Raw genomic sequence first — 24,799 nt, forward strand, 5'->3', positions numbered from 1 at the left:
TAAAAAATAATCTTTGTGTACTTTGTGTAAAAAGCTTTGTGCGCTTAGTGGTTAAGAAAAAAATATGTACGAGTTAGAAGAAAAATGGTATTTGTATTTCCTGGCGGTCATTCCGGTAATGACACTGCTTTTCTTGTATATTCAATTCTGGAAAAGAAAGAAACAACGCGAGTTTGGCGATTTGGATTTAATCAAAAAATTAAGCCCTGAAAAATCGGTTTTCAAACCTGTTTTGAAATTGATTGTCATTTCAATGGCACTGACTTGTTTGATAATTGGATTGGTGAATCTAAAAATCGGGACCAAATTAGAAACTGTAAAACGCGAAGGAATCGACATCATTTTTGCTGTGGATGTTTCCAAAAGTATGTTGGCAGAAGACGTCGCGCCAAGTCGTTTGGAAAAAAGCAAGCAATTGGTTTCACAGATTATCAATAATTTGGGTAGCGACCGAATTGGAATTATTGCCTATTCCGGAAGTGCTTTTCCCGTTTTACCGATTACTACCGATTATAGTGTTGGAAAGATGTTTTTACAAACTATGAATCCCGGAATGATTTCGGCACAGGGAACATCAATTGATCAGGCGATTAATTTGGCTGTAACTTATATTGACAAAAAAGATAAAACCAACAAACTTTTAATCATCATTACCGATGGTGAGGATCACTCTGATGCTGCTGCCGATGCTGCTGAAGAAGCTAAAAAGGCTGGTTTAAAGATAATGACGATTGGCGTTGGAACCGAAAAAGGCGGAACCATTCCGTTGAAGAGAAATGGTGTTGTAGAAAGCTTTCAGCGAGACCAAAATGGCGAAGTGGTAATTACAAAAAGAAATGCTGAAGTTTTGAAAACGATTGCCAAAAGTGCCGGCGGCGGTTATGTTGATGGTAATTCGACCAAAGAAGTTTTGGATTATGTTAAACACGCTTTGGACAACATTCAGAAAACAGAGTTTGAAAGCACACAAATGGCCGATTTCAAATCGCAGTTTCAATGGTTTTTAGGATTTGGTTTCTTCTTGTTGCTTTTAGATGTTTTCTTGTTGGAGAGAAAGACAAAATGGGTGAAAAAGATGAATCTGTTTAATGAAAAAGAATAATGAAAAAATTGCTTTTATATAGTTTGATTCTGATTTCCTTTTTGGCTAAAGCCCAAGAGAAGAAAAAGGATAAGGATTTGCCAAAAGGAAACGATTCTTTTGCCGAAAAAAAATATGATGCCGCTGAAGCTGAATACCGAATTTCGGAATCTAAAAATCCAAAAAAATCTATTGCATCGTATAATCTTGGAAATGCCGTTTACAGACAAAATCAAGCGGGCGAGGCCAAATATCATTATGCAAAAGCATTAAAAAATGCTAAAACCAGAACAGAAAAACATCAGTCGCTTCATAATATCGGTAATACGTTTATGAAAGAGAAAGATTATTCGAAGGCGGTGGAAGCTTACAAAGATGCATTGCGTAACAATCCGGCTGATGAGGAGACTCGTTATAATTATGCTTTGGCCAAAAAGATGCTAAAAGAAAATCCGCCTAAGAAAGACGATAAAAAAGACAAGGACAAAAAGGATAAGGATAAAGATAAAAAAGACAAGGACAAAGACAAGGATAAAAAGGACGACAAGAAAGACGGAAAAGATAAAGACAAGGATAAAAAAGACGGCGACAAGGATAAAGATAACAAAGACAATAAAGATCAAAATCAAGGAAAACCAAAACCTCAACCTGGCGGAATTTCCAAACAACGTTTAGAGAATTTATTAGATGCTGTAAACAACGAAGAGAAAAAAGTTCAGGATAAAGTAAACAAACAAAAAGTTCAGGCCAATCCGAAAAAAGCTGAAAAAGATTGGTAGCTAATTTGAAAATTATGTAATTTGAAGATTTGAAAATGAAAAGGATTATAATAATACTGTTTTTAATCACAAACTCCCTTTTTGCTCAAGTCCAGTTTGAGGCAAAAGTGAGCAAGAATTCTCTGGGATTAAACGAACGACTTCGCGTTGATTATACAATGAATGCCGATGGCGATAATTTTGTCCCACCAAATTTTGAATCGTGCGGTTTTAAAGTCGTTGGCGGACCAAGTCAATCCGTAAGCCAATCCTGGGTAAACGGAAAAAGCTCGTTTAGTAAAGCGTATATTTATATTTTGTTGCCTACGCAAAAAGGCGCTCTAACGCTCAAACAAGCCTCGATTGAAATCAACGGCCAGACTTACAAAACATCTCCCGTAAAAATCAATGTAACTAATGCCGTTGAAATTCCTAAAGATCCAAACGAAGTACCAGCAATCAGCGCAGACGATAATCTGTATTTAGTCGCTGATATTTCAAAAACCAATCCGTATCTGAACGAACCGATTACCGTTGTTTACAAATTGTATTTCAGTTATAACATCGGAATCACGAATTGGCGCGAGTTGAACAAACCAAAATACAATGATTTTTGGAGTCAAAACATCGATATCAAACAATTAGTCGCTCAGGACGGAATGTTCAAAGGCGAACGCTATCGTTACGTAGTGTTGCGAAAAACAGTTTTATATCCACAGAAATCCGGAAAATTGGAAATCGAACCGCTTTCATTGGATATCGATTGCCAAGTGCCAACGAATAGAAGAAATTTTTGGGGACAAGCCTTAATGACAGAAGACAACAAACGTGTTTCGGCAGGAAGCAAAGTGATTAACGTAAAAGCATTGCCTGAAAAAGGGAAACCTGAAGATTTTTCGGGAGCTGTTGGCCGTATGGATTTCAAAGTAAAACCATCGAAAACTGTTTTGAAAAACGGAGAATCTTTGGATTTAGATGTTAGTGTTGTTGGATCCGGAAATATGAAATTGTTTACATTGCCAAAACCTGTTCTGCCATCTGCTTTGGAAATGTATGATCCTGTTCACGACGAAAATGTAACCACGCCACTAACCGGAATGACCGGAAGAATCTCAGATAAGTACACAATAATTCCGCAATACAAAGGCAATTACCAAATCAAGTCGATGCGTTTCACCTATTTTGATTTGGGTTCCAATAGTTATAAAACCATCACGTCACAGCCAATAACTATCAATGTTTTGGATGGCCCAAGTATAGCAAGTTCCGGAAAAGCAAATCCAAATGATGTTGCCAAAACGAAATTTGAAGCTGCCAAATCGTTTGCGTATATCAAGCAAAAAACTTCTTTACGGTCAATGCAAAAAGATGATTTCCTTGGTTCCGGTTTATTTTATTCTTTAGTGTTTCTGCCATTTTTAGCGATTCCGTTTTTCGTTATTGGTAAGAAACGAAAAGAGGCGCAGGATAATGATGTTGTTGGCAACAGAATCAAAAAGTCGAATGCTCTGGCTAAGAAATATTTGGGCGATGCCAAAAAACATTTAGGCGACAAAGAACCATTTTATATCGCGCTTGAAAAAGCCATGCACAATTTCCTAAAAGCCAAACTGAACATTGAAACTTCAGAAATGAGCAAAGAAAAGATTAACGAGATTTTGCTTTTGCGAAAAGCGAATGCCGAAACGGTTTCGGAGTTTATTCATCTGACCGAAAATTGTGAGTTAGCACGTTATGCACAATCTTCTGAAACCGCTATTCAGCAGGATTATGACAAAGCTCTGGTAATTATTTCTGAACTAGAAAAGCAATTAAAATAATAGAAAAATGAAACAGTTAACATTTATATTTCTATTGGTTTCCCAAACATTTTGGGCACAAACTGCTTTTGACCAGGGAAATAAATACTACGAAAAAGAAAATTATGAAGCTGCGATTTCCAGTTATGAAAGCATTGTAAATTCAGGAAAACAATCGGCTGAATTGTATTTTAATTTGGGGAATTCCTATTACAAATTACACAAAGTTGCGCCGGCGATTTACAATTATGAAAAAGCATTATTGCTGAGTCCAAACGATACTGAAATAAAAACCAATTTAGAATTCGCCCAAAAAATGACGATTGATGATATCAAAGTCATTCCAAAAGTTGGCTTCAGTAAACTGATTCAGGATTTTACTGCAAAGTATTATTACGACACCTGGGCTTGGATTGCAGTTGGTTTTGCTTTCTTGTTTTTACTGTTTTTTGTGGGTTATTATTTTTCACATTCAACCGTGTTGAAACGTGTTTTCTTTTTTGGGATGTTTTTCTGGCTTATCGGAATTGGTCTTAGCGCAGCTTCCGGTTTTTATGAAAAAGGAAGAATGGATAACGAAAAACCAGCTATCGTCTTTGCCGAAACTGCTTCTGTAAAAAGCGAACCAAAAAGTGCTGCTCCAGACGCTTTCATGCTTCACGAAGGAACCAAAGTTTACATCTTAGAAAGCATCGCCAACTGGAAAAAAGTAGAACTAACCGACGAAACTACCGGTTGGATTGAAGACAGCGCAATTAAGGAAATTAAAAATTAGCCATAAGCATTCAGCTTTTAGCTTTTAGCTGACTATCTTTGCCAACCTAATCCGGATTTCATTTACTTTTTTAAAATCGTAATTCGTAATTCGTAATTCGTAATTTCAAATGTCAAGAGACGAACAATTAAAAAACCGCTGGAACAACGTCGTAGAAATCCTTTCCAATCAGTTTGCTGATGGAGACATATTGGATTTAGACGCAATCATATACTTAATCGGAGTGCAGGAATTGGGGCAGTTTAAAACACCTTTCAAAAAAGATGAAAAAGTAAATCTGATGCACATCGCCATTTGCCGTTTGCTCGAACCGTATGGTTTCTATGAATTTGATTTTGTAGATAAAGACGGTTGGCCGCATTACAATGTCAAAGAAGAATTACCGCCATTAAAAGCTGGCGAACAATCGGTTTTGATGAAAGAAGCCATTGTGAATTACTTCCTCGAAAAGGAAGTAATTCAGTGATTAGTGACTAGTAATTAGTAATTAGCAAAATTCTTATCTTCAAATACACTGACTAATCACTAATCACTCTTTACTAATCACTAAAAAAAAACTAAATTTGCACCTTTACAAAATGACCGATGATAGACAAGATTAAAGAACATATTGAAGAAGCTAAAGCATTCAACACCAAAAACAAGGAAGCTTTAGAGCATTTCCGTATAAAATATTTGGGTAGCAAAGGCTTGCTTAAAGAGCTTTTTGTTGAGTTCAAAAACATACCAAACGACCAGAAAAAAGACTTCGGGCAGGTAATCAATACGTTGAAAACAGTTGCCGAAGAAAAGGTAAAAGCCATTCAGGAAGAACTGGAAAGCAAAGAAGAAGTAAAAGGTTTCTATGGCGATTTATCCCGTCCTGCCGAACCTGTTGTAATTGGTTCGCGTCATCCTATTTCATTGGTAAAAAATCAAATCATCGATATTTTCTCAACCATTGGATTCAACGTTTCTGAAGGTCCGGAAATTGAAGACGATTGGCACAACTTTACTGCCTTAAACTTACCGGAATACCATCCGGCAAGAGATATGCAGGATACTTTTTTCATCCAAACCAATCCTGATGTTTTGTTGCGTACGCACACGTCATCAGTTCAGGTGCGTTATATGGAAAACAACAAACCGCCAATCCGTACGATTTCACCGGGAAGAGTCTTCAGAAATGAAGCGGTTTCTTCACGTTCGCACTGTATTTTCCACCAGGTTGAAGGTTTGTATATTGACAAAGATGTTTCGTTTGCCGACTTAAAGCAAACGCTTTTATATTTCACCAAAGAAATGTTTGGTAAGTCCAAAATTCGTTTGAGACCAAGTTATTTCCCTTTTACTGAGCCAAGTGCTGAGGTTGATATTTATTGGGGTTTAAAAACCGAAACCGATTACCGTATCACCAAAGGGACAGGTTGGTTAGAAATTATGGGCTGCGGAATGGTCGACCCAAATGTTTTGAAAAACTGTGGTATCAATCCTGACGAATACAACGGATTCGCATTCGGAATGGGAATTGAGCGTATTGCCATGTTGTTGTACCAAATTGGCGATATCCGAATGTTCTATGAAAACGATGTTCGTTTCTTGGAGCAATTCAAATCGAGTATATAATTTAGGAGCGGAAAGGCTTGCGCATTTTTGTGAGCCATGTTCCCGCTTTCCATTACAATCTCTGCGAGGATTTCCATTGCAATCGGGGCTAATCTAAGCAGTCTGAAAATCTAATTTGTCTAAGTAGTCTATCATGAAATCTGACATTAACATACCGGAAGTAGAAAATGTTTTCTTCGCCGCCGTTCGCGAATGGAGCGATGACTTTATGGAAAACATTTGGAATGTTTATTTGGTTAACGATTCTGACTTCGATTTAGACAGCGTAATGGTCGTTTCTAAAGCTTTTGGCACTCTTGATGGCGAAATGAAGAAAACGTCGCTCCTGCGCCACGCATTTGTCCAAATTCCAGCTGTTTCTGTTGTAAAAGTCGAAATGATTGAACAAAGTGTAATCCAGCTCAACAATGAGTTTATGGTAACTTATTTTATTGGCAACACACTTTACGACAAAAAATTTACTTTTATCAAAGATTCCATCAACGAAAAAAATAGGGAAGAAGTGCCGATTTTGTTTGTAGATGGCGTTATTGTCAGATAGTTAGTTTTTATTATACATTTCGTTCTTTGCTCTTTCTCTCCAATTAGAATATCCAATTGCAAAAATCCCAACAAAGAGAAAAATGACTAATTCTATCAAAAACCTTTTTGAAAAAAAGGCGTCAATTAATGAAAATGTAGATCCAAACCAATCAAATAAAGTTATGACAACTGGCATGATAACCCCGAAAGGCCAGCCGGTTTTAATCTGATATTTCCATCTTTCGATCATCTTAATCTAATTTTTCAGTTAGTTTTTTAAATACTGCTTTTGCTTCTTTACCTTCATACAAAATCTGATAAACCGCATCGATAATTGGCGTTTTGGCTTTGTATTCCTGGTTTAGTTTATAAGCACTTTTCACAGCATAATATCCTTCAGCAACCATCGACATTTCCATCATTGCTGATTTCACTGTGTATCCTTTTCCAATCATGTTTCCGAACATTCTGTTTCGGGAAAATACCGAATAACCTGTAACCAATAAATCGCCCAAATAAGCAGAGTCATTGATGTTACGCTTCATTTTATGGACTTTCTTGATGAATTTTTTCATCTCACGAATAGAATTACTCATTATCACCGATTGGAAGTTATCGCCATAACCCAAACCATGTGCAATTCCGGCCGCAATGGCATAAATGTTTTTCAGCATCGCGGCATATTCAGTTCCGATAATATCGTCGGAGATTTTGGTTTTGATATAATTCCCGGAAAGAATATCAGCAACAACTTTAGCTTTATCCGAATCGCCACAGGCAATCGTCAAATAAGAAAGACGTTCCAAAGCAACTTCTTCCGCGTGACACGGACCCGTAATTACACCAATATTTTCAAAAGGTATATCATAAACTTTATTAAAATGTTCTCCAACAATTAAACTTGTTTCAGGAACAATTCCTTTAATGGCAGAGAAAATGACTTTATCCTTCAAACTCACTGTTAACTTTCCTAATTCAGCGTTTAAGAAAGCGGATGGAATCGCGAAAATGATATAATCTGCATAAGCAACAGCTTCATTTATATCAGAAGTCAATCTGAGTTTTTTAATATCAAACTCAACGGAGCTTAAATAATTTGGATTGTGTTTTTGCGTTTTTATATGATCAATTGCCGATTCGTTTCGCATGTACCAGGCAATTTCGTCCAGATTGACACATAGCATTTTTGCAATTGCGGTTGCCCAACTTCCGCCACCTATTACTGCAAATTTTGGAGATTTATTCATGAAGAAAAACATTTATATCTATCAAAAATACTCATTTTACCTGAACTGTTTAACTTTTTAAAAAACAAAATCTATTAGACTCTATAAATCAATCTGTTCTGCTTTTTAAATTACATTTGCATCAGAACAAACTATCAAAACCATGAATAGAATTATATTTTGTCTATTACTAACCTTCAATTTAACGTATTCTCAACCGCCATTTATTAGCTATACAACGCCGAATATTTTTACTGTTGGACAGGGAATTATAACTATGATTCCAAGTAGTAGTGGTGGAGCTATAATTGAGCAAACCTTGGTTTCAACTCTCGCTGGTTCCGGAAGTGTTGGTTCTGCTGATGCAAATGGTATTTCAGCTAGTTTTAATCTGCCGACTGTTGTTACAATTGATGGTTTCGGAAATATTTTTGTCGTTGACAGAAGCAATCACAAAATTAGAAAAATCACGCCAAGTGGTGATGTGACTACTTTTGCAGGTTCGGGTTCTATTGGTACAGTTGATGGTGTTGGCACGGCCGCGAGTTTCAAATATCCTGATGGTGGCGTTTTCGACTCACAAAACAATCTTTTTATATCAGACCAGAGCAATCATAAAATCAGGAAAATTACTCCAGATGGAACCGTTTCTACTTTTGCAGGAAGCGGAAGTATTGGTGCTGCTGAAGGAATCGGAACTGCAGCCAGTTTTTATTTTCCGGCCGGAATGGCAGTTGATGCTGTCGATAATTTATATGTAGCCGATTATGGAAACAACAAAATTAGAAAAATTACGCCCGACGGAACCGTTTCAACTTTTGCCGGAACCGGAAATATTGGCTCAACCGATGGGAATGTCACGATAGCTGAATTTAATGGTGCAACCGGAGTTTGTGTCGACAGTTTTGGGAATGTTTTTGTCGCCGATTATTACAACAACAAAATTAGAAAAATTGATGCTTTGGGAGAAGTTACAACCATCGCCGGAAATGGCACAATTGGTTCAGCTGATGGAATTGGCACCGCAGCAACTTTTTATTATCCTGCTATTGTCGCTGTCGATACTGCCAATAATTTATATATCACCGACGAAGAAAATCATAAAATCAGAAAGATCACCAATAATGGAACTGTTTCTACTTTAGCCGGAAATGGAACACTGGGTTTCAATGATGGTGTTTCAACTTCAGCGCAATTTAATTTTCCAACTGGCGTTGCGATTGATGATTCAAATAATGTTTTTGTTTGCGATTATGGCAATAATAAAATTCGAAAAATCAATACTTACGGCTATTCCATTTCGCCTGCTTTGTCAATGGGTTTAAGTTTTGATACCGCAACTGGAACAATCAGCGGAACGCCAACTGAACCTTCTCCGGCAACCGATTACACGGTTATGGCTTCTAATGTTGATGGTTCAGGTTCTTTTGTGATAAACATAACGGTCGAAGAAGAACTTGGTTTGCCAGGTTTCAATACTTCAAATCTTCGCATTTATCCAAATCCGGTAACGGATATTTTGACTGTTTCAGCTTCAGAAAACATTTCAGAAATTAAAATATCAAATCTTCTTGGACAAAATTTACTATCTAAAACAACTCTATCTTCTGAAGAAAAAATAGATGCTTCGAGTTTGGTAAATGGATGGTATTTGGTTCAGACAACTATTGGAGATTCAACAAAAACGACTAAGTTTTTAAAGCAATAAATATGGAAAACAAAAACAATTTATTAAAAAAAGCTATTAAGCTCAATGAAGAGAAGAAATGGAGTGAAGTTGATTCTTTACTTACAGATAAACTTCTGGAGAGTTATAATGATATTGAATTGTATGCTGAAAAAACACAAGCATTATGGAATTTAAAAAAGAAAGAAGAATGTGAAATTATAATAAATAAAGGTTATCTATTAAACCCTAACAATGCCAAAATAAATAATTATTTAGGCAATCTTTATAAAGATAAAGAGGAATATCAAAAAGCAGAAAACCATTACTTGAAAGCAATTGAACTTGATTTATATTATGCATCTCCATATAACGGTTTGGGAAATTTATATAAAGCTAAAAAGGAATATGAAAAAGCAGAAAAACACTATAAAATGGCCATGGAGCTTGAGCCTAATAATGCGATTATTTACAACAATCTAGGGATTTTTTATAAGCATCAATTAGATTTAAAAAAGGCTGAAAATTATTATTTAAAAGCAATTGAACTTGATCCAAATTATTACCCAGTTTACAATAATTTAGGGATTTTTTATTATGATAAAAAAAACTACGAAAAAGCTGAAGAAGAATATCAAAAATCCATTAAAATAAAGTCAGATTTTCCTCTTCCATATTATAATTTGGCATTAATTTATTTTTTAAGGAATGAATACGAAAATGCAAAAGAAAATCTTGAAAAATATCTAAAACTCAAAATCAATGAGAATGATTATTTTGTTGATTTTGCTAAATCAAGAATAGAAGAAATAGATAATATTTTAGAAAGCAAACAATACGAAAAAATCAATAACATTACTTCAAAAATTAAAGAATTATTGTGCTTTAAAAAAGGGCACGTTACACATTATACTAGTATTTCAGTTGCAAGATATTTGATTCTAAATGAAACCCTGTTTAGATTGTCCGAAGGAGCCTTTTTAAATGACACTTCAGAAGGAACAATTCTATTTAAATATTTAGATTTTGATTCCACAACTCAAAACAATTGTGGCCCTAATGCATCTATTTTTTCTAAAAAACCCTTTATTGGCAGTTTTGTGAATCATTCAAAGAATAATGATTTAACCTTATGGAGAATGTACGGAAAAGAAAATCTAGAAGAAGCTAAAGGATGTTCTATAACTATAGATATTGATGAATTGAAAGGAAGTATCAAACAAAAATTAAAGACTAATAATGAGGATTTAAAAAACTTCGAAGAGTTAGAATTTTATAAAGTGGCTTATTTAAATGATGGTAAATTTACTTTTTCAGAAGCAAAAGCTGCGGAGATTACTAAACTGAATAAATTTATGAAAGAAATAAAATTAGAAGTAATCGCCTTCAAAGATAAAAAGGATAAAAAGCCAGATGAAACTTTAAAAATCATTGAGTTATTAAATGAGGTAGCTTATCTATTCAAAAATGCTGAATATCAATATGAAAATGAAGTAAGATTGGTGATGAAAGAAGCTAACGGCTTTGACAAAATTGTTGATTTAGATTTAACTCCTCCAAGACCGCCAAAAGTATATATTGAACTAGTTCCAATATTATCTATGATAAAAGAAATTACTATCGGTCCAAAAGTAGAGAGAGCAGACGAATGGGCTTCTGCTTTTCATTATCATTTCGCCACGAAAGGATTTAAACCAGAAATTAATATTTCAAATTTACCTTTCAAATAATTTACTTTCTATAAAAAGCGCTGCTATCGATATATTCCCAAACTTTTTGTGGTAACATTGGTGCTACATTCTTTTTGTTTTTGATGCTTTCGCGAATAAATGTGGAGGAAAGTTCAATTACAGGCGCACCAACGCGATGGATTTTTGGATGATTTACAAACTGCTCGTCAATTTCGCCTGAGTTCAATCTTGGATAAACATAAATATGATGATTGTTCAAAATCACTTCATAGTTTTTCCATTTGTGAAGCGAATTCAGATTGTCTTCCCCCATGATTAAGGCAAACTCATATTTTGGGTATTTTTCTTCCAGATGCGCCAGCGTGTTTACGGTATAACTGGGCTGTGCTAATTTAAATTCAATATCAGAAGGCTTGATTTTAGTGAAATCTTCGGTTGCCAAAGTGACCATATGCAAACGCTGGTAATCATCAAGCAAAGTGGTCTTTTGTTTTAGCGGATTGTGTGGCGTTACGACCATCCAAATCTGATCCAAATCGGAATGTTCGGCCATGTGATTAGCAATAATCATGTGCCCAATATGAATGGGATTAAAGGTGCCGAAATATAAACCGATTTTCATTTTTTCGAGTGATTAGTAACAAGTAATTAGTGATTAGTCTCGTAGGGTTTTAGAAAAAACATTTATCATTTTTGATTGTTCTTCTATTTGACCCAAAATCTCTAGAAATAGTTTTTCATCTGATATAAATCCTAGTTATTTAGCAATTAAGAGTTGTGTTTCAACTTCATATAATGAACCTCTTGAAATGTCTAAAAAATGACTAAATGATTTATCTGTATTTCTACCAAATCCTTCTGCGATATTGGATGGAATTGAAACTGAAGCCCTTTTAAGTTGACTAGTTAAAGCATACATTTCTTCTTTTGGAAATGATTTGACCAATTGATAAACTAGAATTACAACTTTGATTCCTTTTTGCCAAACCAACAAGTCTTTATAAGATTTAATTTCACCCATTTGAACGCTAATTACTAATTACTCTTCACTAATTACTCACTTAATAAACTCTTTAACTAATTCGTAGGCTTCCTGCTTGGCGATATCCAAATCATAATTCTTAATAACCGTATCAAACTGTGGAGCTGTTGCCAACTCAACATGCGCTTTGGCGATACGCATATTTATTTTTTCTTCGCTTTCAGTAGAACGTTCTTTCAAACGGCGTTTCAATTCGTCAACACTTGGTGGCTTTACAAAAACCGCTAAAGTTTCAGCTGGGAATTTATGTTTTATTCGCAATCCGCCGGAAACATCAATATCGAAAATTACATTTTTGCCTTTTGCCCAAATACGCTCGACTTCGCTTTTCAGTGTGCCATAAAAATTATCGCGATACACTTCTTCCCATTCGATAAAATCATCGGCTTTGATGTGCTTTTTGAATTCTGCAATCGACATGAAATAATAATCTTTTCCATGCACTTCTTCGCCCCGAAGTTCGCGCGTGGCAGCAGAAATGGAAAACTCCAGATTCAACTCAGGTTGTGCTAATAAATGTCTGACTATAGTTGTTTTTCCTGAGCCTGACGGCGCTGAGAATACTAATAATTTTCCTTTGATCATAATTTTAAGCTGTTAGCTGTTAGCTGTTGGCTTTTAGCTTTTCTACAAAACATTCAAAACCTGTTCTTTGATTTTCTCCAATTCATCTTTCATCATCACAACCAGTTTCTGCATTTCGGTATGATTTGATTTTGAACCCATAGTGTTGATTTCTCTTCCCATTTCCTGAGTGATGAAACCTAATTTTCTACCGTTGGCTTCTGTTCCTGCGATGGTTTCGATAAAATAATTTAAGTGGTTTTCCAAACGTACTTTTTCTTCAGTGATATCGTATTTTTCGAGGTAAAAAATCAATTCCTGTTCGAAGCGGTTTTCATCTACATTTTCTTTTAATTCGTCCAAAGCAGTACGCAATCTGGTTTTTACTGTTTCAACGCGTTCGGCATCATACGCTACTGCACTATTCATCAAAGTCATGATATTGGCAATACGGTGCAGGAATTCTTTTTCGAGTGAAACGCCTTCATCTTTTCTGAATTGTGCTATGTTTTCCAATGCTTCATCAATTACGGTTTGGATTCTTTTCCAATCATTTTCATCAATTTCATCACGCTCTGTTTTTAAAGCATCGGGCATTCTAACAGCCATTTTCATCAATTCGGTTTCATCAGCATTTGGAATCACGGCTTTCATTTGGTTGATATAACCTCTGACAATTGGCACGTTGATTTTTGACGAAGTTTCTTCGCCGGTAATTTCAACATATAATGAAAAATCTATTTTTCCACGTTCCAATCGCGCCGAAAGCTGATTGCGTAAACCCAGTTCCATTTCCCTGAAAACTGATGGCATTCTGGTATTTAAATCCAAACCTTTTGAGTTTAGTGATTTGATTTCTACGGTGATTTTTTTATTTGGCAATTGCAAAGTTGCTTTCCCAAAACCGGTCATTGATTGTATCATTCTTTTATTTTCTAATAGTCACAAATATAATAAAGTAATTAGTAATTAGTGACAAGTAATTAGCATCATCTTTAGGAAACTAATCACTAATTACTACTCACTCTTCACTTTTTTGATTGTTACCAGATAAACGCCAACAAATATCAAAACTGCCGAAATAATTTTGACCAATGTCAGTTCGTCTTTTCCTAAACTTATGGCAAAAATAGTTGCGAAAAGTGGCTGCAGATAAATAAAAACAGCAATGGTTGTTGGCTTCAGTTCCCGCATCGAAACCAGGTTAAATAAATAGGTGAAAAACGTCGTAAACAAAACCACAAAACCAATTTCCCAAAGAATGTGATTCGGAATTGCTGCCCACTGAATTTCCTGATATTCATTCCAGCCAAATGGCAAAACCATCAGCAAACCAAAAGTATAAATCCATTTGACAAACGTAAATGCATTGTATTTATCCATCAGTTTTTTGACCACAATCAAATAAAAAGCATACGAAACCGCATTGACAAAAACCAATAAATTCCCAAGCGAAGCATCCGTAGCGTTGCCGATTGATTTGCCATACAGAATCAAAAATCCTGTGCCGAAAAGGCCGAGTAAAATTCCAAGAATCTTTTTGAGTTTTATTTTTTCGTTGATAATAATCGCAGAAAGAATCAGGACAATTATGGGTGTCGTAACCATAATCACCGCTGCCGATATTGGCGAAGTGAAACTCAATCCTTTAAAGAAAGTCAGCATATTTAGAGCCACGCCAAAAAAAGCTGCGGCTGCTATTCTAGGGAAATCCTGAAGCTGAATTTTTTCTTTTGGCCCAAAAAAGGAAACTGCCCAAAATAAAATTGTCGCACCAAAAACACGCAATAAAATAAACCCAAAAGGTTTGATATAAACCGGCATGACGTCTTTGGCAATCGTAAACGAAACGCCGTAAATTAACGAAACAATCATGGCGGCAATCAATGCCCAGGTTCTTTTTGACATTAAGAAAGTGCTTTTATAACTTCGATTATATTTTTCTGCCCGTTACCAATGTAAATTTTGTCATCGATGATAAAAACCGGTCGGCTTAAAAATGTGTAATGCTCTAAAATGTATTTTTTGTAATCAGCTTCGGTCAACGATTTGTTTTTTAAATCCATTGATTTATAAAGCTGAGCTTTTTTGCTAAACAAAGCTTCATAGCTTCCGGAAAGCGAATGCATTTCTTCTAATGCTGCCTCGGTAATTGGGTTTTGACGAATGTCGTGGAATTCCAATTTATCAGAATTTGGAAGTGATTTTATAATTTTTCTGCAGGTGTCGCACGAAGCTAAATAGTAAATTTTATTCGTCATGGAATTTCTTTTTACAAAGGAAATTCATTTAAAATTTATAATCTGTATTTTTGATAAAAATTTAAAATCATGGACGCAACTTTCAAAATTTGGGAAACCAACAGAAAACATCATCTCAAGCTGATAGAAAGCTATTCTTTGGAACAATTGAACAAAATTCCGGAAGGTTTCAGCAACAATTTGGCTTGGAATTTTGGTCATATTATTGTCGCGCAACAAGGATTGGTGTATCGTCTTTCGGGTTTGCCGAGCAACGTTTCGGAAGAAATGACCAATACCTATAAAAATGGTTCTAAACCAACTGGAACAACAACGCAAGCCGAAATTGATGAACTAAAAGAGCTTCTTTTTTCATTGGTAGAAAAGACAAAAGAAGATTATGCTAACGGAAAATTTGTCACCTATAATGAATATACCACCGGTACCGGATTTCATTTGGCAACAACGATGGAAGCTATGAATTTCAATAATTATCACGAGGCTTTGCACATGGGCTTTATGATGAATATTCGAAAGTTTATATAACGTTAAACCTGCTTCCGCATCCAAAAAATTAAAATATCTTTGCCAAAAATTAACTAAAATGAAATTCAATACTAAAGTTATACATGGTGGCCAACATCATGAAGAAGTTACCGGAGCTGTAATGCCGCCAGTGTTTCTAACCTCAACATACGCACAAACTTCACCGGGAAAACCTGTTGGTGATTACGAATATTCAAGAGCTGCCAATCCAACGCGTCAGGCTTTGGAAGATGCGTTAGCTTCGATAGAAAATGGTGCTCGTGGTTTAGCTTTTTCATCAGGATTAGCCGCCACAGATTGTTTGTTACGTTTATTCAAAGCTGGTGATGAAATCATCGCAATGGACGATTTATACGGTGGAACTTATAGAATGTTTACCCGTATTTATAAAGACAGCGGACTTAAATTCCATTTTGTGGATATGAATGATATTGCTAAATTCCAATCGCTAATCAATGAAAACACGAAGTTGGTTTGGGTGGAAACGCCAACCAATCCGTTGATGAAATTGGCCGATATTCAGGAAATTTCTAAAATCACCAAATCAAAAAATATCCTTTTTGCTGTTGATAATACGTTTGCTACGCCATATCTTCAAAAACCTTTAGATTTGGGTGCTGATATCGTGATGCATTCGGCTACCAAATATCTTGGCGGACATTCGGATGTCATTGCTGGAGCATTGATTATAAAAGATAAAGCGTTGGGCGATGAATTGCATTTCAAACAATTCGCAACCGGAGCAACATTAGGGCCAATGGATAGTTTCCTAGTTTTGCGCGGAATCAAAACATTGCATCTGCGTGTACAAAGACATTGTGAAAACGGTGAAAAAGTAGCCGCTTTTTTAAGCAATCATCCTGAAGTAGAAACTGTTTATTATCCGGGATTGCCAAGTCACCCTTTTCATGATATTGCCAAAAAGCAAATGAGCGGTTTTGGCGGAATGGTTTCATTTACATTCAAATCAGGAAAAAAAGAAGATGCTGTTGCTTTCCTTGAAAAACTTAAAGTGTTCACTTTGGCAGAATCGCTTGGTGGCGTTGAGAGTTTGGCGAATCATCCAGCGTTAATGACGCACGCTTCTATTCCGGAAGATAAGCGAAAAGAAATCGGAATTACCGATGATTTAGTCCGATTGAGTACCGGCGTTGAAGATATTGACGATTTATTAGCCGATATTGAACAAGCTTTTAGATAAAACAAAAAAGCCTCGATTTCTCGAGGCTTTTTTTATGCTTTAATTTATTTTAGAAACCATAATTCACGCCAATTCCGATGACTTCCCTTGTTTGAAATCCTCTGAAAGCGTTGTCGTCATAAATGGTTTGAAATGATATATTGGTTGATATATTTTTATTGACTTTCATTACGATATTTAATGTGTAATCAACGTCTACATTTTGAGCATCTTCCAAATAATTGGTGTATAAATTCAGGATGTTCTCAGCTGTTACATTTTCTATCATATTGAACTTATAATAACCATTCAAAGCAGCTCCAAATTCATAACGGGTGCTATCACCTTGCAGCACACCAAAAGATGGTCCTAAATCGGTGAAATGTTTATGAACCAAAATCAATTTAGAAGTTGCCGGCGCAACGTTTATTTTTAAATTATCGCTTTTCTTCCACAACATACCAATTCCCAATTGGAAATAAGCCGGAGAGAAGAAATGTGAAATTTTTGTTATGTTATCTGCTGGGTCAAAACCAGAATCGAACTGCGTTTTGAAGTTAAAGAAAGCGGAGTAATACCATTCTCCGGTCGCTTTTTTACCAAGAAGCGAATTGAATTCTACTCTGTCATCTGTCTTTTGGATATCTTGTCCCTGAAGTTTAGTCAAACCATAGTTAGCAAAAAATTTGTTATCCCATGTCCAGGTATCGCTTTTATAGTTGAAATCATATTTCACACCGGCATTACCGGAAACACTGCTTTGTCCACCGGCTAACCAATTGTTGAAATTTGCCTGATTAAGCAAAAAAGTAAACATCCCTTTTTTGACCCAGCCATTAGGTTTTTCTTCATTAATTTTAGCGACGGCTTCTTCTGTTTTCTTTAGTAATTCTTTTTCGTTTACCTGAGAAAACACACACTGCATTGAGAATGTCATTACAATCAATAGTAAAATCTTTTTCATTCTTAGTTAGATTTAAAAATTTTGGCAAAGGTACTAATACATTTTTCAAATTCAAATCTTCTTAAAACTAAACTATTTTCCTTTTTTGAATAATGGAACGGCTGAACATGCTTCTCCATACATGATGCTTTTGGCAAATGGCTGTAGTTTTTGAATCGCCATAATATAAGCATTTTCGGGAACAGGTTTTTTGGAACAACCTTTTAAAATAACCGGTTTATCCTGATATTTTGAGTAATCTAATGTTGGGAGAATTTCCTGGTAAAGTGCTGTTTCTAAATCGGAAAGACTGCCCATAACCACTTTTTTGGCAAATGGAGAAAGATAAACTGTAACCAAGATGCTTGCCCAAGCGGGAATTATAGCATCCGTTGAACAATCAATAGCAACATACTGATTTTCATATTGCTTCCAATCGTGATTTTTCAGCGATTCACGAAAGTCTTTTTCTTTTAATAAAAAACCTTCCAAAAGCCATTGTGAAATGTCAATTTGCGTTCGAATGCCATTTGGATAATAATCTTCCAAATCGAAAACTTCGAGCACAGAATTGGCTACTTTATTTATGATTTCATCCATCTTTTTAGTCTACAGTCGCAGTTCGCAGCCGCAGTATTCTGAAAACTGAGACTGAAAACTGGATACTAGTTTTATAGCATTCCCAGTTCTAATTTTGCTTCTTCGCTCATCAAATCTTTGCTCCATGGCGGATCAAAAGTAATTTCTACTTCGCATGATTTAACAGTATCAATCTTTTTTATTTTTTCTTCGACTTCGCGTGGCAATGTTTCGGCTACGGGACAATTTGGCGAAGTCAGAGTCATCAATACTTTTACTTCATTATCTTCATTAATCATCACATCGTAGATTAATCCTAGCTCATAAATATCAACCGGAATTTCAGGGTCGTAAATGCCTTTCAGCGTTTTTACCACATTTTCTCCTAAATTGATATCATCTTTAAATTCTTCCATGTTTTTTAATTTTTTGCACTGAATGCCAATGCATACATTTTTATTTTTTTTATCATCGAAACCAAACCATTGGCACGTGTTGGCGATAAGTGTTCTTTTAATCCAATTTCATCGATAAAATCGGTATTGGCTTCCAGAATATCTGCAGCTTTTTGATTGGAAAAAGCCCGAATCAAAATCGCGATAATTCCTTTGGTCAGTATAGCATCACTATCAGCAGTGAAAACTACTTTGTCATCATTTTGCTCAGCGTGAACCCAAACTTTTGACTGACAGCCTTTGATAATATTATCTTCGGTTTTGTATTGTTCATCAATCAGCGGCAATCCTTTTCCCAAATCGATAATGTATTCGTAGCGTTGCATCCAATCGTCAAACATTGAAAACTCTTCAACGATTTCGTCTTGTATTTCTTGTATTGTCATTCTTTTGCTTTAGCTATTGAAACTATTTTGTTAACCAATTTTTCGATTTCCGCTGGCGGAAATCCGTGATCGAAATCAACTGTTTCATAGTTTTTATCCTGGTAACGTATTTTTAAATTGGCAATTGCAGCACCATCATAAAATCTTTTTTGCGTTGGGTCTTTTAAGGTTGGTACTTTTTCCAAATCAATCTTTTCAAAGTAGCCAATGATTTCTTCCCAGTCTTTATCTGAAATCGTTAGTTCTTCAGGAGCTTTCTCGCTATTTCTATCTCTCGATATAGTTGCTTTTTGATTGATAATAACAATTTTTTGGAAAAACCCACGTGTTGATGCCGAGTATTGTAATGTTGCGTTGGCAATATCATTTTGAGCTTCGTTTGAACAACTTTTTCCTAGGAAAATAGTCAATAAAATCATGGTAATTGCTTTCATCTGTCTTAATTATTTGTTTTTATGGTCAGATGGAACTATCTTTTTGAGCTAGTTCCATATTTTATTTTTTTAGGATAACATCATTTGAGCTTTCTTCAACGCTTCAATCATCAAATCTATTTCTTCTTTGGTATTATAAAAAGCAAAACTTGCTCTTATTGTCCCGGGGATTTTATAAAAATCCATAATTGGCTGGGCGCAATGATGTCCGGTTCGTACTGCAATGCCCAGTTTATCGATAATCGTGCCAACGTCATAAGGATGAATTCCTTTGAGATTAAACGAAATTACGGATGTTTTTTTATTCAAATCTTTTGGCCCGTAGATTTCAATGCCATCCAATTCCAACAACTTTTTTGTTCCGTATTCCAACAACTTTTTTTCATGGGAAGCAATGTTATCAAAACCAACTGCATTCATATAATCGATGGCGGTTCCAAAAACAATTCCGCCGCAAATATTTGGTGTTCCTGCTTCAAATTTATGAGGCAAATCGGCATAGGTTGTTTTTTCAAAAGTTACCGTAGCTATCATTTCGCCTCCGCCTTTATATGGTGGCAATTTTCGAAGCCATTCTTCTTTTCCATATAACATTCCAACACCGGTTGGTCCACACATTTTGTGAGCCGAAGTTACATAAAAATCGACATTCAATGCCTGAACATCTGGTTTTAAATGTGGACAAGCTTGTGCTCCATCAATTAAAACAGCGGCTCCAGCTTTATGTGCTTTTTCGATTATAAATTCAATCGGATTGATTGTTCCCAAACCATTCGAGATATGATTGCAGACAACCAATTTGGTTTTATCAGAAAGCAATTTCTCGTATTCATCCATCAGCAATTCGCCATTATAATTCATCGGAATTACCAACAGCTTGGCTCCGGTATGTTCGCACAGCATTTGCCAAGGCACAATATTACTGTGATGTTCCAATGCAGAAACAATGATTTCGTCATCTTTTTTTAACAACGATGCAAAACCATTGGCAACCAAATTTATACTTTCGGTTGTTCCCGAAGTAAAGATGATTTCATAATTGTGTTTTGCATTAAAATGCTGCTGAATTTTTAGTCGTGATTGCTCATAAGCATCTGTTGCAATTTGGCTTAGTGTATGAACGCCACGATGAATATTGGCATTGTAACGCGAGTAATAATCTACAATAGCATCAATTACAGCTTGTGGTTTTTGCGAAGTCGCGCCATTATCAAAATAGACGAGCGGTTTTCCGTTTACCTCTTGGTTGAGAATAGGGAAATCGGCTCTGATTTTATTTATATCTAACATTTCTTTATTTAGAAAAATTCTAAATACAAAAGTAGAAAAATTGGACTTTAAAAAGCCACGAATTCACGAATATTTATGATTTGTTTGTGGTTATTATTTAATTTTTAAAAGGCCACGAATACACGAATATTTTAAGCATTAAATTATTTACATAAATTTTCTTTTTGAAACCTAACAAAAAATTATTCATGCATTCGTGGCTACTTATTTATAAATTGCATCAAATTCAATTCTCTATGAAAAAATTACTCAAAGTTCTAACTGTTTTATTGCTTATTGTTTTGGTTTATTTACGCATTGCTATTTATCCACAACTCGATTTGATTTCTGGTTTTTCGGCAAAAAGTGTGGCTTCCGGACATTTTATTGATAATCGTAATTTGGAAATTATTCAGCAGGGCGACAATGACATTCCGAAAATAGATTGGGCAACAAATGAAATAAATGATAAAGGGAAATTTGCAACCTCAACCGTTCACGGATTAAAAGAGCGCAAAGCGATTTACAGAGAAGGTTTGGGCGCGACTTTAATCAACGGGGATTTTGATGTTGCCAAATCGTATGAAGTTCCAAAAAGAACTTTTATAAAAAACAATTTGCCATATCCATTGGGGAATAACAATCCTGAAGACAGTGTTTTCGCCAACATTGATTATTACAAACTAATTAAAGCTGTTGAAGATGCCTTTGATAAAGAAGGACAAAAGAAAAAACGAACACGTTCTGTGGTTGTACTTTATAAAGATCATTTGATTGCCGAAAAATATGCTCCCGGTTTTACGGCTACTTCTAAAATTTTAGGTTGGTCGATGACAAAAAGTTTGACCGGAACCTATTTTGGGATTCTGCAAAAACAGGGCAAGATTGACATTATGAATCCGGCTCCAATTGCGGAGTGGAAGAATGATGAACGCTCCAAAATCACAATTAACGATTTACTACACATGAACTCTGGTTTGGAATGGGAAGAAGATTATACCAAAATTTGTGATGCTACCAAAATGCTTTTTCAGGCTGAAGATATGAGCCGTTGCCAATTGGAAAAACCTGCCAAATTCAAACCAGATACATATTGGTATTATTCATCGGGAACGACCAATTTATTGAGTGGAATATTGAGAAAGCAATTCAAAACACATCAGGAATATTTAGATTTTTGGTATTCATCACTGTTAGATAAAATCGGGATGAATTCGGCTTTGATTGAGACTGATATGTCAGGAAACTTTGTTGGTTCCTCTTACGGTTGGGCAACCACGCGTGATTGGGCAAAGTTTGGCTTACTGTATTTGCATAAAGGGAATTGGAACGGTGAGCAGCTTTTTGATGAAAGTTGGGCGAAATATGTGGCAACGCCAACCAACACTTCAAACGGAAAATATGGAGCGCAATTTTGGATAAATGCCGGAGGCTATTTCCCGGATGTCCCGCGCGATATGTATTATTGCAGCGGTTATCAGGGACAAATGGTTGCAATTATTCCGAGTCAGGATTTAGTGATTGTGCGAATGGGTTTAACCGAGGAACCCGACTTTGATTTTAATGGCTTTTTGAGAGATGTTATTGGAAGTTTAAAGAAATAAATTATGAAAAGGAAAGGGTTAAAGTCAGCTATGTCAATACTTGTGGGTTATCTTCTACTTGCTTTTGCTTTTTTGACTGCAATTGGAAGTCTTATAAGTACAATTTGCCTTTTACTTGGTGTTATTTTGGTTCCTTTTGGGTTTATTTTATTAATAATGTATATAAGAGAAAAATAAATTTCTCACAAAAAAGTTTATATTTGAAATCCATACTAAAAAACAAATTCATGAAAAGAAACAATTTTAAAATTTTAGCATTACTGATTCTTGCTGCTTTTTCTTCCTGCAGCAGTAATGATTCAGGAGATTCAAACGGAACAACATCGGGAGATTATTTCCCAATGGCAGTTAACAACAAATGGGACTACACCAATGGCTCAACAGTTACAGAAGTAAATTTGATTGGAACGACAACTTTTGAAGGTGCTACGTATTATGAAATGACCGATACCCAAAGTCCTTTTAATAATCAAAATTGGGTGGCAAAAAAAGGCGCCAGTTATTATGGAAGAACAGGAGCTGTCACTCAAGTTCAGAGTGGTACGTCTATTACAATACAGCCCTACGAACTGAAGATTTTGAAAGATGATCTTGCTGTTGGCGAAACCTGGAGCGGAACAGCTAATCCAAAAGTAAATTATTCAGGTGCTGCTGGCACTGGTAGTTTTAATGCGCATATCACTTATACAGGTACCGTAACAGCAAGAGATGTAAGTGAAATTATAGAAAGTGTTACCTATAATAACATCATAAAAGTAGCGTTGACCGCTGTTATAAATGCTAATGGGCAAATTAGTAATATAACTGGCGAGTATTGGTACGCAAAAGATATTGGAGAGATTTATGAACATGAAACCAGTACTGCAGACGGTTCAGATACGACAAGATATCTGACAAGCTATACGCTTCATTAATATCCATAAAAAAGGCTGTCAAATGACAGCCTTTTTATTATAAATCAAACCCTAGACTCACGCCCAATTTGGTAGCAATGATTTTGGTAATTCGTTGTTTTAGTTCCGGGATTTTTATGCTTTCGATAACTTCATTACTAAAGGCATACATCAATAATGCTTTGGCTTCTTTCTTTGGAATTCCACGTTGCTGCATATAGAACATAGCGTTTTCATCCAATTGTCCGATGGTACATCCGTGAGAACATTTCACATCGTCAGCAAAAATTTCCAATTGTGGTTTAGCGTTGATAGTTGCTTTATCGCCTAAAAGAATGTTGTTATTCTGCTGAAAAGCATCCGTTTTTTGAGCTTCTTTTTCAACATAAATCTTACCGTTGAAAACTCCTGTTGAGTTATCTGCTAAGATGGTTTTATAGTTCTGATGACTTTCGCAGTTTGGCGTCGCATGATTTACCAAAGTGTAATGATCTACATGCTGCTTGTCGCCAATGATAGTAATACCTTTTAAAGTCGAATCGATTCTTTCTCCAAAATGGTAAAAATTCAGGTTGTTTCTTGTGATGTTTCCACCAAAAGAAAAGGTATGGACCGAAACCCTGCTTTCCTGTTTTTGAGAAATATATGTGTTGTCAATCAGATTTGCCGATTGCAAATCGTTTTGGATTTTATAGTAATCAACGATAGCTCTTTTTTGAGCAAAAATCTCCGTAACCGAATTTGTCAGCACTGGATTTTCATTTAACGATTGATGTCTTTCGATAATCTGAACATGAGCATTTTCACCAACGATTACCAAATTTCTTGGTTGTACCATCAAAGCGCTTTCAACACCGGTCGAGAAATAAATGATTTCGATAGGTTTCTCTACCACTTTGCTTTTCGGAATGTTGATATACGCTCCTTCATTGGCGAAAGCCGTATTTAGCGTAGTCAAACTTTCGTCTTTACTGGCAATTTTATTGAAATACTCATCAATTACCATTTTGTATTTCGGTTTGTTCAATGCCGATGACATGAGGCAAACATCCAATCCATCATGCGTTGTTGCCGATAAAAATGAACTGAATTTCCCATCAACAAAAATCACTTTGTGTGTGTCAATTTCGTGCAGGAAATATTTCTTTACATCTTTAAACTCAACCGCATTCTCATGTTTTGGAAATACCGAATAGTCATTTTTTAAAATGGCGTTCAGCGAAGTGTATTTCCATGCTTCTTCTTTTTTGGTTGGGAAACCTTTATTTTCAAAGTTTTTTATAGCAGAAGTTCTAACGTCATGCAGCTCATTGTGCACATCGATGCTTTCTTCGAACGCCATAAAAGACGAGATTAATTTATCTTTCAATTCCATGTTTTTTGTTGTCTGTTGTCGGTTGTCGGTTTTCAGTGACTGAAAACAGAGAACTGATAACTTTTTAGACTTCTATTTCCGCTTTAATCCAGTCGTATCCTTTTTCCTCTAATTCGTAAGCCAGTTCTTTTCCGCCCGATTTTACGATTTTTCCATCCATCAAAAC

The 24,799-nt window shown here is 35.6% G+C and carries 27 protein-coding genes and 1 pseudogene; 13 read left to right on the plus strand and 15 right to left on the minus strand.

The window, feature by feature from the left end:
- Positions 1-64 precede the first annotated feature (64 nt).
- From ABIQ27_RS08640 to ABIQ27_RS08670, 7 genes are all read left to right on the plus strand, one after another.
- A complete protein-coding gene (locus tag ABIQ27_RS08640; protein WP_348033480.1) occupies positions 65-1,102 on the plus strand; it encodes a VWA domain-containing protein in 1,038 nt (345 codons plus the stop codon).
- Positions 1,102-1,860 (plus strand): tetratricopeptide repeat protein, encoded by a 759-nt coding sequence (locus ABIQ27_RS08645; protein ID WP_348033481.1) that lies wholly within the window; start codon positions 1,102-1,104, stop codon positions 1,858-1,860. The genes ABIQ27_RS08640 and ABIQ27_RS08645 overlap by 1 nt, the downstream gene beginning before the upstream one ends.
- Before the next feature lie 35 nt (positions 1,861-1,895).
- A complete protein-coding gene (locus ABIQ27_RS08650) occupies positions 1,896-3,659 on the plus strand; it encodes a BatD family protein (protein WP_348033482.1) in 1,764 nt (587 codons plus the stop codon).
- 7 nt (positions 3,660-3,666) lie between these two features.
- Complete coding sequence (locus ABIQ27_RS08655) at positions 3,667-4,413, plus strand: tetratricopeptide repeat protein (RefSeq protein ID WP_348033483.1); 747 nt, start codon at positions 3,667-3,669, stop codon at positions 4,411-4,413.
- 109 nt (positions 4,414-4,522) lie between these two features.
- A complete protein-coding gene (locus ABIQ27_RS08660; RefSeq protein WP_348033484.1) occupies positions 4,523-4,879 on the plus strand; it encodes a hypothetical protein in 357 nt (118 codons plus the stop codon).
- Between the two features lie 119 nt (positions 4,880-4,998).
- Positions 4,999-6,018 carry a phenylalanine--tRNA ligase subunit alpha gene (gene pheS / locus ABIQ27_RS08665; protein ID WP_136151027.1) on the plus strand — a complete coding sequence of 340 codons (1,020 nt, stop codon included), beginning with the start codon at positions 4,999-5,001 and terminating at the stop codon, positions 6,016-6,018.
- A gap of 133 nt (positions 6,019-6,151) precedes the next feature.
- Complete coding sequence (locus ABIQ27_RS08670) at positions 6,152-6,559, plus strand: hypothetical protein (RefSeq protein WP_348033485.1); 408 nt, start codon at positions 6,152-6,154, stop codon at positions 6,557-6,559.
- A gap of 232 nt (positions 6,560-6,791) precedes the next feature.
- On the opposite strand, the gene ABIQ27_RS08675 is transcribed toward ABIQ27_RS08670, so the two are convergent.
- The gene (locus ABIQ27_RS08675; protein WP_348033486.1) at positions 6,792-7,787 is read right to left on the minus strand and encodes an NAD(P)H-dependent glycerol-3-phosphate dehydrogenase; all 996 of its coding nucleotides are present in this window, start codon (positions 7,785-7,787) and stop codon (positions 6,792-6,794) included.
- Positions 7,788-7,929: 142 nt separating this feature from the next.
- Here ABIQ27_RS08675 and ABIQ27_RS08680 point away from each other — a divergent pair, with 142 nt between their 5' ends.
- Positions 7,930-9,474 carry a T9SS type A sorting domain-containing protein gene (locus ABIQ27_RS08680; RefSeq protein ID WP_348033487.1) on the plus strand — a complete coding sequence of 515 codons (1,545 nt, stop codon included), beginning with the start codon at positions 7,930-7,932 and terminating at the stop codon, positions 9,472-9,474.
- A gap of 2 nt (positions 9,475-9,476) precedes the next feature.
- A complete protein-coding gene (locus ABIQ27_RS08685; protein ID WP_348033488.1) occupies positions 9,477-11,162 on the plus strand; it encodes a tetratricopeptide repeat protein in 1,686 nt (561 codons plus the stop codon).
- Position 11,163: 1 nt separating this feature from the next.
- Here ABIQ27_RS08685 and nadD read toward each other — a convergent pair whose 3' ends face one another.
- The 6 genes from nadD to ABIQ27_RS08715 form a co-directional block, all read right to left on the minus strand.
- Complete coding sequence (gene nadD, locus ABIQ27_RS08690; RefSeq protein WP_348033489.1) at positions 11,164-11,745, minus strand: nicotinate (nicotinamide) nucleotide adenylyltransferase; 582 nt, start codon at positions 11,743-11,745, stop codon at positions 11,164-11,166.
- 135 nt (positions 11,746-11,880) lie between these two features.
- Positions 11,881-12,144, minus strand: a complete 264-nt coding sequence (locus ABIQ27_RS08695; protein WP_348033490.1) for a four helix bundle protein — start codon at positions 12,142-12,144, stop codon at positions 11,881-11,883.
- Positions 12,145-12,180: 36 nt separating this feature from the next.
- Complete coding sequence (gmk, locus tag ABIQ27_RS08700) at positions 12,181-12,750, minus strand: guanylate kinase (protein ID WP_348033491.1); 570 nt, start codon at positions 12,748-12,750, stop codon at positions 12,181-12,183.
- A 42-nt stretch (positions 12,751-12,792) separates the two neighbouring features.
- Positions 12,793-13,653 (minus strand): YicC/YloC family endoribonuclease, encoded by an 861-nt coding sequence (locus ABIQ27_RS08705; protein WP_348033492.1) that lies wholly within the window; start codon positions 13,651-13,653, stop codon positions 12,793-12,795.
- 93 nt (positions 13,654-13,746) lie between these two features.
- A complete protein-coding gene (locus ABIQ27_RS08710; protein WP_348033493.1) occupies positions 13,747-14,637 on the minus strand; it encodes a DMT family transporter in 891 nt (296 codons plus the stop codon).
- Positions 14,637-14,990, minus strand: coding sequence for an ArsC/Spx/MgsR family protein (locus ABIQ27_RS08715; protein ID WP_348033494.1), 354 nt, complete (start codon positions 14,988-14,990; stop codon positions 14,637-14,639). The genes ABIQ27_RS08710 and ABIQ27_RS08715 overlap by 1 nt, the downstream gene beginning before the upstream one ends.
- Before the next feature lie 69 nt (positions 14,991-15,059).
- Here ABIQ27_RS08715 and ABIQ27_RS08720 point away from each other — a divergent pair, with 69 nt between their 5' ends.
- Together ABIQ27_RS08720 and ABIQ27_RS08725 are read left to right on the plus strand one after the other, a co-directional pair.
- Positions 15,060-15,515, plus strand: a complete 456-nt coding sequence (locus tag ABIQ27_RS08720) for a DinB family protein (RefSeq protein WP_348033495.1) — start codon at positions 15,060-15,062, stop codon at positions 15,513-15,515.
- 58 nt (positions 15,516-15,573) lie between these two features.
- The gene (locus ABIQ27_RS08725; RefSeq protein ID WP_348033496.1) at positions 15,574-16,716 is read left to right on the plus strand and encodes a cystathionine gamma-synthase; all 1,143 of its coding nucleotides are present in this window, start codon (positions 15,574-15,576) and stop codon (positions 16,714-16,716) included.
- Between the two features lie 49 nt (positions 16,717-16,765).
- On the opposite strand, the gene ABIQ27_RS08730 is transcribed toward ABIQ27_RS08725, so the two are convergent.
- From ABIQ27_RS08730 to ABIQ27_RS08755, 6 genes are all read right to left on the minus strand, one after another.
- Positions 16,766-17,659 carry a DUF3078 domain-containing protein gene (locus tag ABIQ27_RS08730; RefSeq protein WP_348033497.1) on the minus strand — a complete coding sequence of 298 codons (894 nt, stop codon included), beginning with the start codon at positions 17,657-17,659 and terminating at the stop codon, positions 16,766-16,768.
- Positions 17,660-17,731: 72 nt separating this feature from the next.
- Entirely contained in the window at positions 17,732-18,238 is a 507-nt protein-coding gene (locus ABIQ27_RS08735) for a DUF2480 family protein (RefSeq protein WP_348033498.1), read from the minus strand.
- A 71-nt stretch (positions 18,239-18,309) separates the two neighbouring features.
- A complete protein-coding gene (locus ABIQ27_RS08740; RefSeq protein WP_121314956.1) occupies positions 18,310-18,633 on the minus strand; it encodes an SUF system Fe-S cluster assembly protein in 324 nt (107 codons plus the stop codon).
- Between the two features lie 5 nt (positions 18,634-18,638).
- Entirely contained in the window at positions 18,639-19,058 is a 420-nt protein-coding gene (locus ABIQ27_RS08745; RefSeq protein ID WP_348033499.1) for a SufE family protein, read from the minus strand.
- Entirely contained in the window at positions 19,055-19,492 is a 438-nt protein-coding gene (locus ABIQ27_RS08750; RefSeq protein ID WP_348033500.1) for a hypothetical protein, read from the minus strand. Before ABIQ27_RS08750 ends, ABIQ27_RS08745 begins: the two co-directional genes overlap by 4 nt.
- A gap of 69 nt (positions 19,493-19,561) precedes the next feature.
- Positions 19,562-20,782 (minus strand): cysteine desulfurase, encoded by a 1,221-nt coding sequence (locus ABIQ27_RS08755; protein WP_348033501.1) that lies wholly within the window; start codon positions 20,780-20,782, stop codon positions 19,562-19,564.
- Positions 20,783-21,018: 236 nt separating this feature from the next.
- On the opposite strand from ABIQ27_RS08755, the gene ABIQ27_RS08760 reads away from it, so the two are divergent.
- Positions 21,019-22,365 carry a serine hydrolase gene (locus tag ABIQ27_RS08760; RefSeq protein WP_348033502.1) on the plus strand — a complete coding sequence of 449 codons (1,347 nt, stop codon included), beginning with the start codon at positions 21,019-21,021 and terminating at the stop codon, positions 22,363-22,365.
- 227 nt (positions 22,366-22,592) lie between these two features.
- Positions 22,593-23,279 (plus strand): hypothetical protein, encoded by a 687-nt coding sequence (locus ABIQ27_RS08765; RefSeq protein WP_348033503.1) that lies wholly within the window; start codon positions 22,593-22,595, stop codon positions 23,277-23,279.
- A gap of 37 nt (positions 23,280-23,316) precedes the next feature.
- Here the strand turns inward: ABIQ27_RS08765 and sufD are convergent, their stop codons facing one another.
- Entirely contained in the window at positions 23,317-24,633 is a 1,317-nt protein-coding gene (gene sufD, locus ABIQ27_RS08770; RefSeq protein ID WP_348033504.1) for a Fe-S cluster assembly protein SufD, read from the minus strand.
- 64 nt (positions 24,634-24,697) lie between these two features.
- Positions 24,698-24,799, minus strand: a pseudogene (sufC, locus tag ABIQ27_RS08775) (Fe-S cluster assembly ATPase SufC); the annotation flags it as partial.

The organism is Flavobacterium sp., assembly GCF_039916025.1.
GTDB lineage: Bacteria > Bacteroidota > Bacteroidia > Flavobacteriales > Flavobacteriaceae > Flavobacterium.

Coding starts and splice junctions, on each gene's coding strand:
- pheS (WP_136151027.1), top strand. CDS start 4,999: ATGATAGACAAGATTAAAGAACATATTGAAGAAGCTAAAGCATTCAAC.
- ABIQ27_RS08680 (WP_348033487.1), top strand. CDS start 7,930: ATGAATAGAATTATATTTTGTCTATTACTAACCTTCAATTTAACGTAT.
- ABIQ27_RS08695 (WP_348033490.1), bottom strand. CDS start 12,144: ATGGGTGAAATTAAATCTTATAAAGACTTGTTGGTTTGGCAAAAAGGA.
- nadD (WP_348033489.1), bottom strand. CDS start 11,745: ATGAAAATCGGTTTATATTTCGGCACCTTTAATCCCATTCATATTGGG.
- ABIQ27_RS08720 (WP_348033495.1), top strand. CDS start 15,060: ATGGACGCAACTTTCAAAATTTGGGAAACCAACAGAAAACATCATCTC.
- sufD (WP_348033504.1), bottom strand. CDS start 24,633: ATGGAATTGAAAGATAAATTAATCTCGTCTTTTATGGCGTTCGAAGAA.
- ABIQ27_RS08640 (WP_348033480.1), top strand. CDS start 65: ATGTACGAGTTAGAAGAAAAATGGTATTTGTATTTCCTGGCGGTCATT.
- ABIQ27_RS08750 (WP_348033500.1), bottom strand. CDS start 19,492: ATGAAAGCAATTACCATGATTTTATTGACTATTTTCCTAGGAAAAAGT.
- gmk (WP_348033491.1), bottom strand. CDS start 12,750: ATGATCAAAGGAAAATTATTAGTATTCTCAGCGCCGTCAGGCTCAGGA.
- ABIQ27_RS08675 (WP_348033486.1), bottom strand. CDS start 7,787: ATGAATAAATCTCCAAAATTTGCAGTAATAGGTGGCGGAAGTTGGGCA.
- ABIQ27_RS08670 (WP_348033485.1), top strand. CDS start 6,152: ATGAAATCTGACATTAACATACCGGAAGTAGAAAATGTTTTCTTCGCC.
- ABIQ27_RS08765 (WP_348033503.1), top strand. CDS start 22,593: ATGAAAAGAAACAATTTTAAAATTTTAGCATTACTGATTCTTGCTGCT.
- ABIQ27_RS08645 (WP_348033481.1), top strand. CDS start 1,102: ATGAAAAAATTGCTTTTATATAGTTTGATTCTGATTTCCTTTTTGGCT.
- ABIQ27_RS08650 (WP_348033482.1), top strand. CDS start 1,896: ATGAAAAGGATTATAATAATACTGTTTTTAATCACAAACTCCCTTTTT.
- ABIQ27_RS08735 (WP_348033498.1), bottom strand. CDS start 18,238: ATGGATGAAATCATAAATAAAGTAGCCAATTCTGTGCTCGAAGTTTTC.
- ABIQ27_RS08685 (WP_348033488.1), top strand. CDS start 9,477: ATGGAAAACAAAAACAATTTATTAAAAAAAGCTATTAAGCTCAATGAA.
- ABIQ27_RS08660 (WP_348033484.1), top strand. CDS start 4,523: ATGTCAAGAGACGAACAATTAAAAAACCGCTGGAACAACGTCGTAGAA.
- ABIQ27_RS08710 (WP_348033493.1), bottom strand. CDS start 14,637: ATGTCAAAAAGAACCTGGGCATTGATTGCCGCCATGATTGTTTCGTTA.
- ABIQ27_RS08745 (WP_348033499.1), bottom strand. CDS start 19,058: ATGACAATACAAGAAATACAAGACGAAATCGTTGAAGAGTTTTCAATG.
- ABIQ27_RS08730 (WP_348033497.1), bottom strand. CDS start 17,659: ATGAAAAAGATTTTACTATTGATTGTAATGACATTCTCAATGCAGTGT.
- ABIQ27_RS08705 (WP_348033492.1), bottom strand. CDS start 13,653: ATGATACAATCAATGACCGGTTTTGGGAAAGCAACTTTGCAATTGCCA.
- ABIQ27_RS08740 (WP_121314956.1), bottom strand. CDS start 18,633: ATGGAAGAATTTAAAGATGATATCAATTTAGGAGAAAATGTGGTAAAA.
- ABIQ27_RS08755 (WP_348033501.1), bottom strand. CDS start 20,782: ATGTTAGATATAAATAAAATCAGAGCCGATTTCCCTATTCTCAACCAA.
- ABIQ27_RS08760 (WP_348033502.1), top strand. CDS start 21,019: ATGAAAAAATTACTCAAAGTTCTAACTGTTTTATTGCTTATTGTTTTG.
- ABIQ27_RS08725 (WP_348033496.1), top strand. CDS start 15,574: ATGAAATTCAATACTAAAGTTATACATGGTGGCCAACATCATGAAGAA.
- ABIQ27_RS08655 (WP_348033483.1), top strand. CDS start 3,667: ATGAAACAGTTAACATTTATATTTCTATTGGTTTCCCAAACATTTTGG.
- ABIQ27_RS08715 (WP_348033494.1), bottom strand. CDS start 14,990: ATGACGAATAAAATTTACTATTTAGCTTCGTGCGACACCTGCAGAAAA.